16 protein-coding genes and 1 tRNA gene are annotated in these 16713 nt (G+C 64.5%); 11 read left to right on the top strand and 6 right to left on the bottom strand.

Features of this window, described 5'->3' with window-relative positions:
* Positions 1-52 precede the first annotated feature (52 nt).
* The 8 genes from EA795_RS00975 to EA795_RS00935 all read left to right on the top strand — a co-directional run bounded on the left by EA795_RS00975 (position 53) and on the right by EA795_RS00935 (position 6976).
* Positions 53-451 (top strand): acetyl-CoA sensor PanZ family protein, encoded by a 399-nt coding sequence (locus EA795_RS00975; protein WP_014854484.1) that lies wholly within the window; start codon positions 53-55, stop codon positions 449-451.
* Between the two features lie 68 nt (positions 452-519).
* The gene (locus EA795_RS00970; protein WP_058077966.1) at positions 520-2739 is read left to right on the top strand and encodes an AsmA family protein; all 2220 of its coding nucleotides are present in this window, start codon (positions 520-522) and stop codon (positions 2737-2739) included.
* Positions 2736-3803, top strand: coding sequence for an A/G-specific adenine glycosylase (gene mutY / locus EA795_RS00965; RefSeq protein WP_122075060.1), 1068 nt, complete (start codon positions 2736-2738; stop codon positions 3801-3803). The genes EA795_RS00970 and mutY overlap by 4 nt, the downstream gene beginning before the upstream one ends.
* Entirely contained in the window at positions 3800-4072 is a 273-nt protein-coding gene (locus tag EA795_RS00960; protein ID WP_014854487.1) for an oxidative damage protection protein, read from the top strand. Before mutY ends, EA795_RS00960 begins: the two co-directional genes overlap by 4 nt.
* A gap of 144 nt (positions 4073-4216) precedes the next feature.
* Positions 4217-4292 (top strand) — tRNA-Phe (locus EA795_RS00955).
* A 360-nt stretch (positions 4293-4652) separates the two neighbouring features.
* On the top strand, positions 4653-5375 hold the full coding sequence (locus tag EA795_RS00950) for a hypothetical protein (protein ID WP_122075058.1): 723 nt from the start codon (positions 4653-4655) through the stop codon (positions 5373-5375).
* A 549-nt stretch (positions 5376-5924) separates the two neighbouring features.
* Entirely contained in the window at positions 5925-6380 is a 456-nt protein-coding gene (locus tag EA795_RS00940; RefSeq protein WP_122075056.1) for a metallophosphoesterase family protein, read from the top strand.
* Positions 6381-6541: 161 nt separating this feature from the next.
* Positions 6542-6976 (top strand): CBS domain-containing protein, encoded by a 435-nt coding sequence (locus EA795_RS00935; RefSeq protein WP_014854491.1) that lies wholly within the window; start codon positions 6542-6544, stop codon positions 6974-6976.
* Between the two features lie 269 nt (positions 6977-7245).
* Here EA795_RS00935 and EA795_RS00930 read toward each other — a convergent pair whose 3' ends face one another.
* Complete coding sequence (locus tag EA795_RS00930) at positions 7246-7893, bottom strand: YitT family protein (protein WP_058077969.1); 648 nt, start codon at positions 7891-7893, stop codon at positions 7246-7248.
* 87 nt (positions 7894-7980) lie between these two features.
* Positions 7981-8508, bottom strand: a complete 528-nt coding sequence (locus tag EA795_RS00925) for a dihydrofolate reductase (RefSeq protein WP_122075054.1) — start codon at positions 8506-8508, stop codon at positions 7981-7983.
* Between the two features lie 92 nt (positions 8509-8600).
* Between EA795_RS00925 and EA795_RS00920 the strand changes: the two genes are divergently transcribed.
* A complete protein-coding gene (locus tag EA795_RS00920; protein ID WP_122075052.1) occupies positions 8601-9707 on the top strand; it encodes a glycerophosphodiester phosphodiesterase in 1107 nt (368 codons plus the stop codon).
* Between the two features lie 42 nt (positions 9708-9749).
* Here the strand turns inward: EA795_RS00920 and EA795_RS00915 are convergent, their stop codons facing one another.
* Positions 9750-9995, bottom strand: coding sequence for a DUF4282 domain-containing protein (locus tag EA795_RS00915; RefSeq protein ID WP_014854495.1), 246 nt, complete (start codon positions 9993-9995; stop codon positions 9750-9752).
* Positions 9996-10193: 198 nt separating this feature from the next.
* Between EA795_RS00915 and EA795_RS00910 the strand changes: the two genes are divergently transcribed.
* Positions 10194-11609, top strand: a complete 1416-nt coding sequence (locus tag EA795_RS00910; RefSeq protein ID WP_122075050.1) for a DUF2868 domain-containing protein — start codon at positions 10194-10196, stop codon at positions 11607-11609.
* A gap of 87 nt (positions 11610-11696) precedes the next feature.
* Positions 11697-13070 (top strand): GTPase/DUF3482 domain-containing protein, encoded by a 1374-nt coding sequence (locus EA795_RS00905; RefSeq protein ID WP_122075048.1) that lies wholly within the window; start codon positions 11697-11699, stop codon positions 13068-13070.
* Positions 13071-13234: 164 nt separating this feature from the next.
* On the opposite strand, the gene phoU is transcribed toward EA795_RS00905, so the two are convergent.
* From phoU to pstA, 3 genes are all read right to left on the bottom strand, one after another.
* On the bottom strand, positions 13235-13957 hold the full coding sequence (gene phoU, locus EA795_RS00900) for a phosphate signaling complex protein PhoU (RefSeq protein WP_014854498.1): 723 nt from the start codon (positions 13955-13957) through the stop codon (positions 13235-13237).
* A gap of 137 nt (positions 13958-14094) precedes the next feature.
* Positions 14095-14925 (bottom strand): phosphate ABC transporter ATP-binding protein PstB, encoded by an 831-nt coding sequence (pstB, locus tag EA795_RS00895; protein WP_058073838.1) that lies wholly within the window; start codon positions 14923-14925, stop codon positions 14095-14097.
* A 99-nt stretch (positions 14926-15024) separates the two neighbouring features.
* Positions 15025-16695, bottom strand: a complete 1671-nt coding sequence (pstA, locus tag EA795_RS00890) for a phosphate ABC transporter permease PstA (RefSeq protein ID WP_065984559.1) — start codon at positions 16693-16695, stop codon at positions 15025-15027.
* Between the last annotated feature and the right edge of the window lie 18 nt (positions 16696-16713).

Genomic DNA, 16713 nt, shown 5'->3' with positions numbered 1-16713 from the left:
CGAACATCCAGCGGGTTTACACTGGCGGGCCCCGCGCACCGGAGCCCGCCTCATGCCCGTCTACGTCGTCGCCATCGACGCGCCTTCCGACCAGGACCGCATCGATCTCGCCAAGATCTACGCCGACGCTCCCGACTGGCTGCTCGCCCCCCACGCCAGCGCCGAAGCGCTGATCGAGGCCGGGCTCGCCAGCGGCACGCTGATCGCCGGCCGCTTCAACGATCGACTGCTCGGCGCCGCGTTGCTGCAACGGGAAGAAAAGGAGTGGCGCCTGTCGCATCTGTGCGTGCGCAAGATCACCCGCGGGCGCGGGGTGGCCCGACGCATCATCGAGGAGAGCCGGCGTCAGGCCGATGACGCGGATGCCCGCCTGCATCTGGCCGCTCCGCTCGACAACCTGGAAATCCAGGCACTGGCAGCGCGCACGCATCTGCCCCTGCGACCACTCTGAGCCTAATCAGTAAACACAGCGACGCTATACTCGCTCGATTCAAGATTGCCAACACAAAGGACCCGTCCATGAAAGCGCTCGGCAAGATCCTGGGCCTGACAATCCTCGGATTGCTGCTGGTCATCGTTGCGTTGGGCTTCGCCCTGACTCACCTGTTCGACCCCAACGACTACAAGGATGAAATCCGCCAGCTCGCCCGCGACAAGGCCGGGCTCGAGCTGCAGATCAATGGCGACATCGGCTGGAGCCTGTTCCCCTGGCTCGGCCTGGAACTGCACGAAACCACCCTCGCCAGCACCCGCACGCCGCAGCAGCCCTTCGCCGACCTGGGCATGCTCGGGCTCTCCGTTCGCGTGATGCCGCTGCTGCGCCGCGAAGTGCAGATGAGCGACATCACCGTTCAGGGCCTCAACCTGACGCTCAACCGCGACGAGAACGGCACCGGCAACTGGGAAGGCCTGGGTCAGCCACCGGCGCAGGAAGACGCCGCGCCAACCGAGCCGACTCCGCCCGCACAGCCGGAAAGCCCCGAAGAAGCCGATGTCAAGCCGCGCCGCCCGCTGAGGCTGGATATCGACAGTCTCAGCGTCAACGACGCGCGCGTCACCTACCACGATGCCAAGAGCGGCCAGCAATTCAGCGCCGAAGGCATCGAGCTGAGCACCGGCGCCATCCGCGAAGGCGCGCCGATACCACTCAAGCTCAACGCCTTCTTCGGCAGCAACCAGCCGGTCATGCGCGCCCGTACCGAACTGCAGGGCACGCTGCGTTTCGACAACCAGCTGCAGCGCTACCAGCTCGAAGACCTGCGCCTGAGCGGCGAAGCCTCGGGCGAACCGCTGCAGGGCAAGACCCTGAGTTTCACCGCCCAGGGTCAGTTGCAGGCCGATCTGGTGGCGCAGGTCGCCGAATGGACCAGCCTCAAATTCACCGCCAACCAGCTGCGCGGCCTCGGCGAAATCAAGCTGCGCGACCTGCAGGAGCAGCCCAAGCTCGCCGGCGCCTTGTCCATCGCGCAGTTCAATGCGCGCGAATTCCTGGAAGGCATCGGTCAGCAACTGCCGCCAATGGCCGAGAAGACGGCGCTGAGCAAGGTCGAGCTGGTCACCCGCCTGACCGGCACGCAGAACAGTCTGATGTTCGAAGAGCTCAACCTGACGCTGGACGACTCCACCTTCACCGGGCAGGCCGGCATCAGCGATTTCGCCCGGCAGGCACTGCGCGTGCAGCTCAAGGGCGACCGCCTCAACCTCGACCACTACCTGCCACCGACCAGCACCGATACCACCAGCGCCGCACGCCGGAGCGAGGTGAAGAAAACCGAGGCCGGTGCCATCGGCAGCGGCACCACGCCGCTACCCGACCAGCCCACCCAGCAGGCCTGGAGCGACGAATCCATCCTGCCGCCGGGACCGCTGCGCAAGCTCGACACCAGGGTCAACCTGAGCATCGGCAGCCTCACCGCGATGAAGCTGCCCCTCGAGGCCTTCAGCCTCGTCGCCAACAGCGCGAACGGCCTGCTGGTCCTGGAGCAACTGCGTGGCAACCTCTACAACGGCCGCGTGGAAGTCGCCGCCCGCCTCGATGCGCGGCCAGACATCCCGCTGATCAGCTCCCAGCAACGCATCGTCCACGTTCCCATCGAACGCCTGCTGGAGAGCCAGGGCCAGGACGTGATGATCAAGGGCCTGCTCAACCTGGACAGCGACCTGAACACCCGCGGACAGAGCCAGAAGGCCTGGATCGATAACCTCAACGGCAAGATCGGCTTCATCATCGACAACGGCGTGCTGCTCGAAGCCAATCTCGAACAGCAGCTCTGCCGCGCCATCGCCACCCTCAACCGCAAGCCGCTGACCAGCGAGCCACGCAGCAAGGACACACCTTTCCGCGAACTCAAGGGCAACCTGACCCTGCGCAACGGCGTGGCCAGCAATCCCGACCTGAAAGCCAGCATTCCGGGGCTGACCGTCAACGGCAACGGCGATGTCGATCTGCGCGTGCTGGGCATGGACTATCGCGTCGGCATCCTGGTCGAAGGCGACAAGGGCGCCATGCCGGACGAAGCCTGCCAGGTCAACGAGCGTTACGAAGGCATCGAATGGCCGCTGCGCTGCCGCGGCCCGCTGGAGCTGGGCGCCAAGGCCTGCCGCTTCGACAAGGACGCCCTAGGCAAGGTCGCCGCCAGGCTCGCCGGCGAGAAACTCAACGAGAAAATCGAGGAGAAGCTCGGCGACAAGGTCAGTCCCGAACTCAAGGACGCCCTCAAAGGCCTGTTCAACCGATGAGCCCGGAACAGTTCGGCGCCGCCGTACTCGGCTGGTATGACCGTCACGGCCGCAAGGATCTGCCCTGGCAACAGGGCATCACGCCTTACCGCGTTTGGGTCTCCGAGATCATGCTGCAGCAGACCCAGGTCGGCACCGTGCTCGGTTACTTCGACCGCTTCATGGACGCCCTGCCCACGGTCGAGGCCCTGGCCGCCGCCGAAGAAGACGAAGTGCTGCACCTGTGGACCGGCCTGGGTTACTACAGCCGTGCGCGCAACCTGCACAAGACCGCGAAGATCGTCGTCGAACGGCACGGCGGCGAATTCCCGCGTGACGTGGAAAAGCTCGCCGAGCTGCCCGGCATCGGTCGCTCCACCGCCGGCGCCATTGCCAGCCTGAGCATGGGCCTGCGCGCGCCCATCCTCGACGGCAACGTCAAACGCGTGCTGGCCCGCTATGTTGCCCAGAGCGGCTACCCGGGCGAGCCGAAAGTGGCCAGGCAGCTCTGGGAGGTCGCCGAACGTCTCACGCCGCAGCAGCGCGTCAACCACTACACCCAGGCGATGATGGACCTGGGTGCCACGCTCTGCACCCGCAGCAAGCCCAGCTGCCTGCTGTGCCCGCTGAAACAGGGTTGTCGCGCCCACCTGCTGGGCCGGGAAACCGATTTTCCGGTACCCAAACCGCGCAAGGCGCTGCCACAGAAACGCACCCTGATGCCGCTGCTGGCCAACCGCGAGAACGCCATCCTGCTCTACAAGCGCCCGTCCACCGGCCTCTGGGGCGGACTCTGGAGCCTGCCGGAGCTCGACGACCTGGCCGCCCTCGAACAGATCGCCGATCGTTATCAGCTGGAGCTGGGCGAGCCGCGCGAACTGCCCGGCCTGACGCACACCTTCAGCCATTTCCAGCTCGCCATCGAACCCTGGCTGATCAGGGTCCACACCACCGCAGGCAGCGTGGAGGAGGCCGACTGGCTCTGGTATAACCTTGCCACGCCGCCGCGCCTGGGCCTTGCCGCCCCGGTAAAAACGCTGCTCAAGCGCGCCGCCGCAGAATTGAACGCAGGAGAAACGTCATGACCCGCACCGTGAACTGCCGCAAGTACAAAGAAGAACTCCCCGGCCTCGACCGCCCGCCCTACCCCGGCGCCAAGGGAGAAGACATCTACAACAACGTCTCGAAGAAGGCCTGGGAAGACTGGCAGAAGCACCAGACCATGCTGATCAACGAACGTCGCCTGAACATGATGAACGCCGAAGACCGCAAATTCCTGCAAGGCGAGATGGACAAGTTCTTCTCCGGAGAGGAATACGCCCAGGCCGAAGGCTACGTGCCGCCGAGCGAGTGAACGACGGCCCATGCCTGGACGGGTGTTTCCAACCGAGCGAAGCCCCCTGAGCCAACGCTCCGACGCTAAACGCCCGTCCCCGCTAAATATTTTCCTTCCCGCGCTTGACAGCCAAAAGCCAAATCCGTCTAATAGCGCCCCGTTGCCCAGGTAGCTCAGTCGGTAGAGCAGGGGATTGAAAATCCCCGTGTCGGCGGTTCGATTCCGTCCCTGGGCACCACTCATTTCTTTCGAGTGGTGTCAAAACCATTCGAAACTCACAAAAAGCCCGCCCAGTGCGGGCTTTTTGTTGTCCAAAATTCCTCACCCTTCCCTTGTAAGCCCAAACTTTTAGGGGGCGTCTTTGAGGGCATATCCAGTTCGGTCATGTTCCAGCACCTACGAAGGTGCCCCGATGCACCGTAGAACCTTGCCCCTGGCGGACAGCGCCATCGCCTAAGGAGGCCTCCGGCGCCCGGGGAAAAAGCAAGGCGGTGGCCATGCGTAACTAACTGACCACTCTTGCGACTCCCCTTACTCGCAACAACGCTCATATGCGGCGCGTCCGCGCCCTCGAAACTGTGAATGTTGGAGGTGCGAAATGAAAACGGATACCACGATTCGTATTACCCGAACCCAATATCGCGTATTTGCCGAGGCAACCAAGTCCGTAGGATTGGCTCTGAATCTATCGAGTTTCAAGCGTATGGAGAACTGCTGGGGCGGGTATTCCCCTTGGACGCTATTGGTCTGCGGCGATGCTCGAAAGGATGAACCTGAATGGCAGGAGCGGGCATTAATAACGCTCGCAGCATCAATCAACACCACTCGTCTCCGATCCTGTGGTGCTGGGCGGCCGGAACTGGACTGGTCCGCTCTGGAGGACCACGAAATCTACCCCTTCGTCGTTTGGCACGAAATCGGGCACCGTGTAGATAACTTCGATCACTGGCTGATTGGTATCAAGGATGTAGAAATACTCACCGAGTGCCGTCGGCGTATCAGCTTCGTAAATGAGCTGTTAGCAGATCGATATGCATGGAGCCAAGTTAGACCTGGCGAATCCATCCCTCTGAGTGAAAACGGAAAGCGCCTACAAGAGCGTGCAGCTGAGTCACTAACTTACTTGGAAAAGCACGCCCCCAGACTCCCCTTCCCATGTCGGTCTCTTGCTGCTGGCCAATATCTCGATGTTCCCGAGTACATGCTCGATGGCCATCAAAGAGCGGCATTCATCGGCCCTGAAGTTAGCCGGAAGCTCGTACAGCAACGCGCCGGGTACCACCGGAAGCGAATAGCGGAAGGCTATCGCACTCTCTACTAATCCAGGAGATCACGCCATGACTAAAATAAACGGCGTCTGTGCGCTGCGGGGCTCGCCCGACCTAGAGAAAGTGGAACTGGACCTCCGCTGCGTCCTTCAGACGATCTCCGGAAAGCTCGACTGGCTCCCGATAGCCAACGGCACCAATCCCGTCCCGGCGACCATGCCCGCACGCATAGCGGCTGGTATGTGCTGTACCCCGATGGTATCGCCTCGGGCTGCTTTGGCAGCTGGAAGGCTGGCAGCTTGCATACCTGGAGCAGTGCGAATCGGCCAGCTTGGTGCGGCCGAGCAGTTGCGCCAGCGCATCCCCTACCTAGTCGGCGGAGACGGATGGCCCAAGGTGCTGCGCGCACCGCTGATCAAGCGCCTCGGCGGCTCACCTGGCCAGCGACCTACCAAGCGAGAGCCACAGCTTCGATTTGACGGAGTGAAGCCCAGGCACAAGCCTTGATGCCGCCATGTGCGGGCTTTTTGTTGCCTGTCTTTTCTGCCCGCCCTGTAAGCTCTCAAGAACCGCACGATCCATTCGAACCCCAAGGAGTCCTCATGCGCATCGGCGTGATTTCCGATACCCACGGCTTGCTGCGGCCCGAGGCGCTGGCCGTGCTGGAAGGTTGCGAGCGGATCATCCACGCCGGGGATATCGGCAAGCCGCAGGTGCTGACGGCGTTGCAGGCGATTGCGCCGCTGGAGGTGATCCGCGGCAACATCGATAAAGGTGATTGGGCCGAGGGGCTGCCCGAGCGCCTGGAGCTGGATCATGGTGGCGTTCGGCTGTATGTATTGCACGATCTCAAGACGCTGGATTTCGATCCGGCGGCGCGTGGCATCGGCGTGGTGATCAGTGGCCACTCGCACAAGCCCGGTATCGAGCGCCGCGGCGAGGTGCTCTACCTCAATCCCGGCAGCGCCGGGCCACGGCGTTTCAGCCTGCCGATCAGCCTGGCGCTACTGGATGTCGAAAACGGCAGCGCGCATGCCGAGCTGGTCGCTCTGGACTGACCTCGACCGGCATGCCGAGGGTTCAGGTGCCGGCTGCGGGAATCATTGGCCGCCTCGATCGGCGTCATGACGTTCGCATCATTGCCCGATGAGCCATTCTCCGTAATGCTAACGGCCACTCGAGACGGCATCCGTCACTCGTTTCAACCCGGAGGATTCGAATGAAGACCGTAGCGCAACTGCTCAGGGACAAGCAGCACCAGAACGTGCACACCATCTCTTCCGAAGCCACGGTGCTGGAATTCCTCCAGGCCATGGCCGAGCACAACGTGGGTGCCTTGCCGGTGGTCGACGACGGCGAGTTGGTGGGCATCGTCAGCGAACGTGACTATGCACGCAAGATAGTGCTGCAGGGCCGTTCTTCGGTGGGCACGCCGGTCAGCACCATCATGAGCTCGCCAGTGATCACCACCGAGCCTCAGCAAAGCATCCAGGCCTGCATGTCGCTGATGACCGACCGCCACCTGCGTCATCTGCCGGTCGTCGACGAGGGTCGGTTGGTCGGCCTGCTTTCGATCGGAGACCTGGTCAAGGAAGCGATCGCCGAACAGGCCGACCTGATCCAGCAGCTGGAGCGCTACATTCGCGGCGAGTAAGCCTAGGGTCTGTTGCCGTTTCGTCGCCAGCCGCGTTGCCGCGCCAAATAGCGCCAGGCAAGGCGCGGGATGCAGGCAATGGTCACTCCCTTGCCAAGTCCCGCAACGCCGCATGGCGCTATTTGCCGCGCAACCCTTCGGGCCGGGCCTGTTTTTGCGCGACGCTGCGTTCCTCGTCGCTCATTTGGAATGACCAAACTTCACTCCTCGCGCCTTGCTTCGCGCAAGAACAGGCTCCGGCGCGGCCGCGTACGAAACGGCAACAGACCCTAGCTGACGCCCATGTAGCGGCCGGCGCGGTGGTTGATCGCCAATACCAGGTTGAGCGCCACCGCACCCAGCACCGACAGCAGCACCTTGTCGAGCGGAACCACGAACAGCGCGGCGAGCACGATCGAGGCATCGATGCCCATCTGCACGGCCCCGGCACGCAGGCCGAAACGCTCCTGCAGATACAGCGCCAAGATGTTCACCCCACCCAGGCTGGCGCGGTGACGAAACAGCATCAGTAGTCCGACGCCCATGGCGAAACCGCCAAACAGCGCCGCGTAGTAGATGTTCAGTTCGGCGAAACCGATCCAGTGCGGCGTAAGCTCGGCCAGCAGCGACACCAGGGCCACCGCGCAGAACGTGCGCAGCGTGAAGGCCCAGCCCATCCTCCAGATCGCCAGCAGATAGAAGGGCAGGTTCAGGGCGAAGAACACCAGGCCGAAGGGCCAATCTGCCAGGTACTTGAACAGGAACGCCAGGCCTACGGTACCGCCGGTCAGCAGCCCCGCGTGGCTGTAGAACGCGATACCCAGCGCCACCATGGCGGTACCCAGCAACAGGGCCAGGGCATCTTCCCAAAGCGGGTGGCGCATGAAGAGCGCGGCGATGATTTCCGCGGGAGCGGCGTCCGGCTTGTTGTCCTGCATCTGCGGCTGTCTCTGGGCGAGCGCGGGAAGAAAGGATAGAGCCTAGCGCCGGCCAGCGAATTGGCGCCGATCAAGATGCTCGAATGCTCAGCACCGCTGCCAGGTCTCTAAATTGTACGCGGGCGCCTCACCCTCGGCCGGATGCGCCTGGCAGTCGGCGCGCTGCCACAGGCTTTCGTCGAACGCCGGGAAGAACGCATCGCCTTCGGGACTGGCGGCGATGCGGGTCAGATACAGCCGTTGCGCCAGCGGAAGCGCCTGCTGATACAGCTGGGCACCGCCGATCAGCATGATCTCTGTCGCCTCCTGCTCACGCGCCCATTGCTCGGCGCGTTGCAGCGCATCCTCGAGACTGCCGAAGGTTTCCGCGCCCTCCAGGCACAGCCCTGGCTGGCGGCTGACCACCAGATTCAACCGCCCGGGGAGCGGCCGGCCTAGGGAATCCCAGGTCTTGCGGCCCATGACGATAGGCTTGCCGAGCGTCATGGCCTTGAAGTGCTTGAGGTCGGCCGGCAGATGCCAGGGCATTTTATTGTCGAGGCCGATGACGCGGTTCTGCGCCAGGGCAGCGATCATGGTGAGGGGGATGCGGGTCTGATTCATGGCGGCGAGCATACAGCGGCGCCGACCAGACGTCAGCAGGCCGGCCTCCAAAGCGTCATCATGCTCCGCCAGACTGCTTGTACCCGCTCCGAGGAGAACGCCCCATGCCCCGCGCCACACTGCACTCCTGGTTGGCCACCTGCGGCCTGTTGCTGCCGTTCGCTGCGCTTGCCGATGCTTCCGGCGCAAGCCCGCAGGCCAGGCCGCATGACGAAGAACCCGTGCCCCTGGTCATCGCCCACCGCGGCGCCAGCGGCTACCTGCCGGAGCACACCCTCGCCGCCTACGCTCTGGCGATCCTGCAGGGCGCGGATTACATCGAACCGGACCTGGTGATGACCCGTGACGGCGAACTGGTCGCGCGTCACGACAACGAACTCGGCCTGACCACCGATGTGGCACAGCGCCCCGAATTCGCCGAGCGCAAACGCACCCAGACGGTCGACGGCGTCACTCTGACCGGCTGGTTCAGTGAGGATTTCACCCTGGCCGAGCTGAAAACCCTGCGCGCCATCGAGCGCATTGCGGATATCCGTCCGGGCAATGCGCGCCTCGATGGCAGCCTGGAGATTCCGAACCTGCAGGAAATCATCGACCTGGTGAAGACCCTGCAGCAAAGCGAAGGCCGACGGATCGGCCTGTATATCGAGACCAAGCACCCGACGCATTTTCAGCAGCTGGGCCTGGCCATGGAAGAGCCGCTGGTGCGCATTCTCCAGCGCAACGGCTATGCAGGCCGCGATGCGCCGGTGTACATCCAGTCGTTCGAGGTGGACAACCTGAAAACCCTGAGCGCACTCACCCAGCTGCGCCTGGTGCAGCTGTTCGGTCAAGGCCAGCCGTACGACCAGCAGCTACGCGGCAGCGACCTGGGCTATGCGCAGATGGCGACCGCCGCCGGACTCGAGGCCATTGCAGGCTACGCGGCGGGTGTCGGCCCGGAAAAAACCTACGTCATCCCACGCGATGCCAAGGGCAACCTCGGCCAACCCTCCGACTTCGTGCCGAACGCCCATGCCGCGGGCCTCAAGGTGCATCCCTATACCTTCCGTGCTGAGAACGCCTTCCTGCCAACCGATCTGCGCCAGGGCAGCTCGGTTGCCGATCGTGGCGATATCGAGGCGGAGATCCGCGCCTACCTGGATGCCGGCATTGACGGCCTGTTCATCGACCAGCCGGATATCGCCGTGAAAGCACGCGAAACCAAATGAACGAGGCGCTTGAAAGGGCGACATGGGCGCCGCCTGAGACAGTCACTGACGAAGGGCGATTTGCTTCAAGTTTTCGTTGATCTTGAACATCACGATCAGCAGTTCGCACCAGAGTCGCGTTCCGATCAGACCGCCTACGAGAATAGCGAGGCCGGACCAGAACCCCCCTCCGAATACGCCGAACATAACGGCGATCCCGCCGATGATCACACCGATCAGGCCTATCCAGTAAAGCAGGGTGATGATCTTCGGCGTCAGCATCGAGTCGAAGAAGAAGATGTCTTTCATGGCAAATATCCCTTTGATACGCGCAGGGCAGCAGATAAGACGCTGCGTGGCGATTCGGCCTGTCCCTGGCAGATGATGCGGCAAACCGCGTGTCGATCATTGATCGGGGGCGGATGCTAACAGGATCAAGGTGCCGGATGGCATGACTGATTTCACTCTTCCAACTGGCAACGGTTATTCTCAGGACCGAGTTCTTCTATGAGAAGCCGCGTGTCCGCATCTACGCCACCACCGACCACGCTGTTGACCACCCTCGACCGCCTCTGGCTGACCGAAGCCGTGCGCCTGCGCGAGGAGCATGCCGGGCCGCTGGAGGATGACGAGGCCAATCGCCGGGCCCGGGCACAGGGCGGTGAGCTCGCCGAGCTGATCGAATATCGCGCGCTGTGGCTGGCCCGTCGTGATGGGTTGATCAATGCCTTGCAACATTGGCGACAAGGCGCTCGGCTGGCCGGCTTCGCACTGGCGCTGCTCGCGCTGTTTACCGGGGCCGGCCTCGCCTGGGCGGCGCTGGGCGATGGCCAGCGGCCGGTCAACGTGTTCTGGGCGCTGGGCAGCCTGCTGGGACTGAATCTGCTGACACTGCTCGGCTGGCTGCTGGGGTTCTTCCTGGCCGGCGACAGTGGCGGCGCGCTGGGCCGGCTGTGGCTCTGGCTCAGCGAAAAGCTCGCCCGCGATGCCCGCGCCGTGCAGTTGGCGCCGGCCCTGCTGACGGTGCTGGAGCAGCGCCGCCTCGGACGCTGGCTGCTGGGGCTGGGCGTACACGGGCTTTGGCTGCTGGCCATGGGCAGCGCCCTGCTGACCCTGCTGGCTCTGCTCGCCACGCGGCGCTACGGCTTCGTCTGGGAAACCACCATCCTCGGCGAAGGCGCCTTCGTCGGGCTGACCCAAGTCCTCGGTACGCTGCCTTCGCTGCTCGGTTTCGGCATGCCGGACATCGACCAGATACGCGCCAGCGGAACCCTCGCCAACGATTTCGAAAGCGCGCGGCAGAGCTGGGCCGGCTGGCTGGTCGGCGTGGTACTGGTCTATGGCCTGCTGCCGCGACTCCTGCTGACGCTGTTCTGCCTGTGGCGCTGGCGGCGCGGCCGTGCCGCTCTGCGCCTGGATCTGCAACTGCCGGCCTATCGCCTGCTGCGCGAGCGCCTGCAACCGCCCAGCGAACGCCTCGGGATCAGCGACGCGGCGCCGCAACGGCTGCACGTGCCCGGCTCGGGTACGCAACTGAACGGCGGCGATGGCGCGGTGATCGTCGCCATCGAGCTGGACCAGAGCCAGCCATGGCCGCCGAAGCTGCCCGGGTCGGTGGCCGATGCCAGCGTACTGGACGACCGCGAACAGCGCCGACGCCTGCTCGACCAGCTCACCCGCTTCCCGCCGCAGCGCCTGGCCATCGCCTGCGACCCGCGCCGCTCGCCGGATCGCGGCACCCTGGCGCTGATCGGCGAGCTGAGCCGCTGCGCCGCCAGCACCCGGGTCTGGCTCATGCAGGCGCCCGCCGGCCAGGCACTGGACAGCCAGCGGCTGCAAGACTGGCATCAGGCACTGGACGGCCTGGGCCTCGACCATGCGAGCAGCGCACCCTTGAGCTGGCTGGAGAACGGCCATGACTGAGAATGTGCAACCTGAGGTGGATGTCCACCGTTGCCAGTGGTGGATGGGTGAAGCGTCATCCACCCTACCGAACTCGAGGCCTTGCCGATGAGCGCGCCCCTGAAACTCGCCCTGGTCGGCCACACCAACGTCGGCAAGACCTCACTGCTGCGCACCCTGACCCGTGACGTCAGCTTCGGCGAGGTCTCGCATCGGCCCAGTACCACCCGCCACGTCGAAGGCGCACGGCTGTCGGTGGATGGCGAGCCGCTGCTGGAGCTGTACGATACCCCCGGCCTGGAAGACGCCATCGCCCTGCTCGACCACCTCGAACGCATCGAACGCCCCGGCGAGCGCCTCGACGGCCCGGCACGCACGGCGCGTTTTCTCGAAGGCAGCGAAGCGCGCCAGCGCTTCGAGCAGGAAGCCAAGGTCTTGCGCCAACTGCTGGCCAGCGACGCCGGGCTCTATGTGATCGATGCCCGCGAGCCGGTGCTGGCCAAGTACAAGGACGAACTGGCGGTGCTCGCCGGCTGCGGCAAGCCGCTGCTGCCGGTACTCAACTTCGTCGCCCAACCCGGTCATGGTGAAGAGCGCTGGCGCGAGGCACTGGCACGGCTGGGCCTGCACGCACTGGTGCGTTTCGACAGCGTGGCGCCGCCGATCGATGGCGAACGCCGCCTGTATGAAAGCCTGGCACTGTTGCTGGAACAGTCCCGGGCGAAGCTGCAACGCCTGATCGAAGATCACGAAGCCCAGGCTGCGGCCCGGCTGAGCGAAGGCAACCGACTGATCGCCGAGCTGCTGGTGGATGTCGCCGCCTGCCGCCGTGGTGTGGCCGCCCAGCCTGAACTGGAGCGCGGCGCCATCCGCGAACTGCATGACGCCGTGCGCGCCCGTGAGCAGCGCTGTGTCGAAGCCTTGCTGCGTCTCTACGGCTTCCGCGCGCAGGATGCCGCCACGGCCGACCTGCCGTTGCTCGACGGTCGCTGGGGCGACGATCTGTTCAATCCGGAAACGCTGAAGCAACTGGGCGTGAAGATCGGTGGCGGCATGGCAGCGGGTGCAGCGGCCGGCGCCGGCGTCGACCTGATGGTCGGCGGCATCACCCTGGGCGCCGCGGCGCTGCTCGGCGCCATCGCCGGCGGCGGCGCGCAGACCGCGCGGCATTACGGCAACCGTCTTCTGGGCAAGCTCAAGGGCCAGCGCGAGCTGACCGTGGATGACGCAGTGCTACGCCTGCTTGCCCTGCGCCAGCGTCAGCTGCTCGCCGCACTGGCGGCACGCGGACATGCGGCGATGGACGCGATCCGCCTCGATGCGGCGGATGACAAGGCTTGGCGCGAAGGCAAGCTACCGGAAGCCCTGCAACGCTGCCGCGCACATCCCGACTGGTCGTCGTTGAATCCCGCCGCCCGCCTGCAGGATGGCGAGCGCCAGGCCGCGCTCGAGGCGCTGCAAACCGAGCTGGGCTCCACGTAGGGTGGATAACGGCGCAGTCTTATCCACCAATGCCACTTCACTCCACGCCAGTGGAAACGCCGCAGCTCATCGGACCGCCGCACACCCGGTCCGGCGTGCACGGGTTATGCGGGACGCGTGGAAAATCGCTGCGCGAGTTTTCCACCCCTACATGGGCGAACGCCTCAGCCTTCCCTGCCGCCTTCCACTTCCTCGGCCATGCGCTTGAGGCCCAGGTGGCGGACGTCGGTGCCGCGCACCAGATAGATCACCAGCTCGGCGATGTTGCGTGCGTGGTCGCCGATGCGCTCCAGCGAGCGCAGTGCCCAGATCACGCTGAGCACGCGGGAGATCGAGCGCGGGTCTTCCATCATGTAGGTGACCAGTTCGCGCAGGGCGGTCTTGTATTCGCGGTCGACGGTCTTGTCGTACTGCGCCACCGACAGAGCCAGATCGGCGTCGAAGCGGGCGAAGGCGTCCAGCGCCTCGCGCACCATCTTGCGCACCTGATCGCCGATATGGCGCACCTCGACGTAGCCACGCGGCGACTCGCCCTCTTCGCACAGCTGGATGGCGCGGCGGGCGATCTTGGTGGATTCGTCGCCGATGCGCTCCAGATCGATCACCGACTTGGAGATACTGATGATCAGACGCAGGTCGGAGGCCGCCGGCTGACGGCGAGCGAGGATGCGCACGCACTCCTCGTCGATGTTGCGCTCCATCTGGTTGATCTGTTCATCGACCTCGCGCACCTGCTGCGCCAGGCCCGAATCGGCCTCGATCAGCGCGGTGACCGCATCGTTGACCTGCTTCTCCACCAGCCCGCCCATGGCCAGCAGATGACTGCGAATCTCTTCCAACTCGGTATTGAACTGCTGGGAAATATGCTGGGTATGGTTGTCTTTCATGATCGAACCTCTGTTGTTCTCTCACCGGACAAGCCGGCCTTTGGCAAATTGTGTTGCGCTAGGAGGCGGCGCGCAGACAGTACATACGCGTACGGCAAGCGCCGCCGACAACGCGCAGCGCGGTTTGCCATAGCCGGCTAGCCGTAGCGGCCGGTGATGTAATCTTCCGTCTGCTTCTTGGCCGGGTTGGTGAACAGCGTATCCGTATCGCCGTATTCGATCAGCTTGCCCATGTACATGAAGGCGGTGTAGTCGGAGACGCGCGCGGCCTGCTGCATGTTGTGGGTAACGATGACGATGGTGTACTTGGCCTTGAGCTCGTAGATCAGCTCCTCGACCTTCAGCGATGAGATCGGGTCGAGCGCCGAGCTCGGTTCGTCGAGCAGCAGCACTTCGGGCTGCACGGCGATGGTCCGGGCGATCACCAGACGCTGTTGCTGGCCGCCGGAGAGGCCCAGCGCGGACTCGTGCAGGCGGTCCTTCACTTCGTCCCACAGGGCCGCGCCCTTGAGCGCCCACTCGACAGTTTCATCGAGCACGCGCTTCTGCTTGATGCCCTGGATGCGCAAGCCGTAGACCACGTTCTCGTAGATGCTCTTGGGGAAGGGGTTGGGCTTCTGGAACACCATGCCGACGCGGCGGCGCAGGTCGGCCACGTCCTCGCCCTTGCGGTAGATGTTGGTGCCGTCGAGGTTGATCGCACCCTCGATGCGGCAGCCGTCGACCAGGTCGTTCATCCGGTTGAAGCAGCGCAGCAGCGTGGACTTGCCGCAGCCCGACGGGCCGATGAAGGCGGTCACGCGCTGCCTGGGGATGTTCATGCTGACGTTGTACAACGCCTGCTTCTGGCCGTAGTAAAGGCTCAGATCGGGGACTTCGATGGCCACCGGCTCGTCGGCCAGGTTGAGGCTGCGCTTGTCGCGGCCGAGAGCGGAAATGTCGATGGAATGGGTTTGCGTCGCTGACATGGATGTCTCCGTGATCGCTGGAGGCCGGAGGTTCAAGGCTGGACGCGGTCGGTGCCGCTTGTTCGTCCAGCCTCGGGCCTCCAGCGCTTTTATCGGCTGTTAGTGGTCAAGCGCCTTGTATTTCTCGCGCAGGTGGTTGCGGATGACGACCGCACTGAGGTTGAGCGTGGCGATCACCAGCACCAGCAGCAGCGCCGTGGCGTAGACCAGCGGTCGCGCGGCCTCGACGTTGGGGCTCTGGAAGCCCACGTCGTAGATATGGAAGCCCAGGTGCATGATCTTCTGGTCCAGGTGCAGGTAAGGATAGTTGCCGTTGAGCGGCAGGCTCGGGGCCAGCTTGACCACGCCCACCAGCATCAGCGGCGCCACTTCGCCGGCGGCACGGGCCACGGCGAGGATCAGGCCGGTCATCATCGCCGGGCTGGCCATGGGCAGCACCACCTTCCAGAGCGTTTCCGACTTGGTCGCGCCGAGCGCCAGCGAGCCTTCGCGAATCATTCGCGGGATACGCGCCAGGCCTTCCTCGGTAGCGACGATCACCACCGGCAGGGTGAGGATCGCCAGCGTCAGCGACGCCCACATCAGCCCCGGGGTACCGAACACCGGCGCCGGCGCAGCTTCGGGGTAGAAGATCCGATCCAGAGAGCCGCCCAGCACATAGACGAAGAAGCCCAGGCCGAACACGCCGTAGACGATCGACGGCACGCCGGCGAGATTGTTCACCGCGATGCGGATGATGCGGGTGAGTACGCCCTGCTTGGCGTATTCGCGCAGGTAGACGGCGGCGATCACGCCGAACGGGGTGACGATCACCGCCATGATGATGGTCATCAGCACGGTGCCGAAGATGGCAGGGAAGATGCCGCCCTCGGTGTTGGCCTCACGCGGCTCGTCGCTGACGAACTCCCAGATCTTGGCGCCATAGAAGCCGAGTTTCTGCGGCACCGACATGGCGTTCGGCTGGTAGGCACGCACCACCTTGCCCAGGCTGATCTCCAGTTCGCGGCCATCCAGGGTGCGCACGCCGATGCTGTCGCGGTTGAAATCCTGGTAGAGCGACGCCAGGCGGCCCTCCAGCGTCTTGTATTCGGCATCCCATTCGGCCCGCTCGGCATCCAGCTCGGCCTGCGCGGCGGCATCCAGACGTTGCTCCAGCTCCAACTTGCGGGTTTTCAGGCGCAGCCTTTCCAGACCATGGTTGATCCGCCCGATATCGACCTTTTCCAGGTGGCTGATCTGCCCATGCAACTGGTCGATACGCGCGATACGGCGCTGCAGCTCGTCCCAGGCGGCTTCGCCTTCGGCGACCAGGTTGTCACCTTCCTTGACGTTGAGCAGCTCGCCATAGAAGTTGCCCCACTCGCGACGTTCGAGCACGACGATGTTGCGGGGAGTGCGTTCGTTGCTCAGCCACTCGCCCACCACCCAGGTGAAATCCGCGCCGTAGACTTCACGGTTGCCCACCTTGAGCAGCTCACGGGTCATGAACTCGCCGCCCTCAGCCGCCACCGGCAAGCCACTGGCAGCCAGGCGCGCGCGCGGCACCTGCTCGGCCTGCACACGCTCGCCGGCCAGCAGGCGGGGCTCGCTGCCGGGCACCTGATAGTCGGCGACGATGACATCCGCCGGCCAGAAATGCGCCATGCCGCGAACCGCGATCACGGCCAGCAGGCCCAGGGTCATGATCACCGCGATGGAGACCGCACCGGCGTTCATCCAGATCCAGGGGCTGCCGCTCTTGATCCAGTTTGTCAGGGAATCCTTTTTCACGGATCGATACCTTTAGCG

The organism is Stutzerimonas nitrititolerans, from assembly GCF_003696285.1.
GTDB classification, from domain to species: domain Bacteria; phylum Pseudomonadota; class Gammaproteobacteria; order Pseudomonadales; family Pseudomonadaceae; genus Stutzerimonas; species Stutzerimonas nitrititolerans.
Note: the sequence above shows the minus strand (reverse complement) of the source record. Positions and strands in the feature narration are given on the sequence as shown.

What these genes read in the sequence shown, in the direction of transcription:
- EA795_RS00930 (WP_058077969.1), bottom strand. Translation starts at nt 7,893, where the DNA reads ATGCAGGACAACAAGCCGGACGCCGCTCCCGCGGAAATCATCGCCGCG.
- EA795_RS00970 (WP_058077966.1), top strand. Translation starts at nt 520, where the DNA reads ATGAAAGCGCTCGGCAAGATCCTGGGCCTGACAATCCTCGGATTGCTG.
- EA795_RS00935 (WP_014854491.1), top strand. Translation starts at nt 6,542, where the DNA reads ATGAAGACCGTAGCGCAACTGCTCAGGGACAAGCAGCACCAGAACGTG.
- mutY (WP_122075060.1), top strand. Translation starts at nt 2,736, where the DNA reads ATGAGCCCGGAACAGTTCGGCGCCGCCGTACTCGGCTGGTATGACCGT.
- pstB (WP_058073838.1), bottom strand. Translation starts at nt 14,925, where the DNA reads ATGTCAGCGACGCAAACCCATTCCATCGACATTTCCGCTCTCGGCCGC.
- EA795_RS00975 (WP_014854484.1), top strand. Translation starts at nt 53, where the DNA reads ATGCCCGTCTACGTCGTCGCCATCGACGCGCCTTCCGACCAGGACCGC.
- EA795_RS00905 (WP_122075048.1), top strand. Translation starts at nt 11,697, where the DNA reads ATGAGCGCGCCCCTGAAACTCGCCCTGGTCGGCCACACCAACGTCGGC.
- EA795_RS00920 (WP_122075052.1), top strand. Translation starts at nt 8,601, where the DNA reads ATGCCCCGCGCCACACTGCACTCCTGGTTGGCCACCTGCGGCCTGTTG.
- EA795_RS00910 (WP_122075050.1), top strand. Translation starts at nt 10,194, where the DNA reads ATGAGAAGCCGCGTGTCCGCATCTACGCCACCACCGACCACGCTGTTG.
- EA795_RS00925 (WP_122075054.1), bottom strand. Translation starts at nt 8,508, where the DNA reads ATGCTCGCCGCCATGAATCAGACCCGCATCCCCCTCACCATGATCGCT.
- EA795_RS00940 (WP_122075056.1), top strand. Translation starts at nt 5,925, where the DNA reads ATGCGCATCGGCGTGATTTCCGATACCCACGGCTTGCTGCGGCCCGAG.
- EA795_RS00915 (WP_014854495.1), bottom strand. Translation starts at nt 9,995, where the DNA reads ATGAAAGACATCTTCTTCTTCGACTCGATGCTGACGCCGAAGATCATC.
- EA795_RS00960 (WP_014854487.1), top strand. Translation starts at nt 3,800, where the DNA reads ATGACCCGCACCGTGAACTGCCGCAAGTACAAAGAAGAACTCCCCGGC.
- EA795_RS00950 (WP_122075058.1), top strand. Translation starts at nt 4,653, where the DNA reads ATGAAAACGGATACCACGATTCGTATTACCCGAACCCAATATCGCGTA.
- phoU (WP_014854498.1), bottom strand. Translation starts at nt 13,957, where the DNA reads ATGAAAGACAACCATACCCAGCATATTTCCCAGCAGTTCAATACCGAG.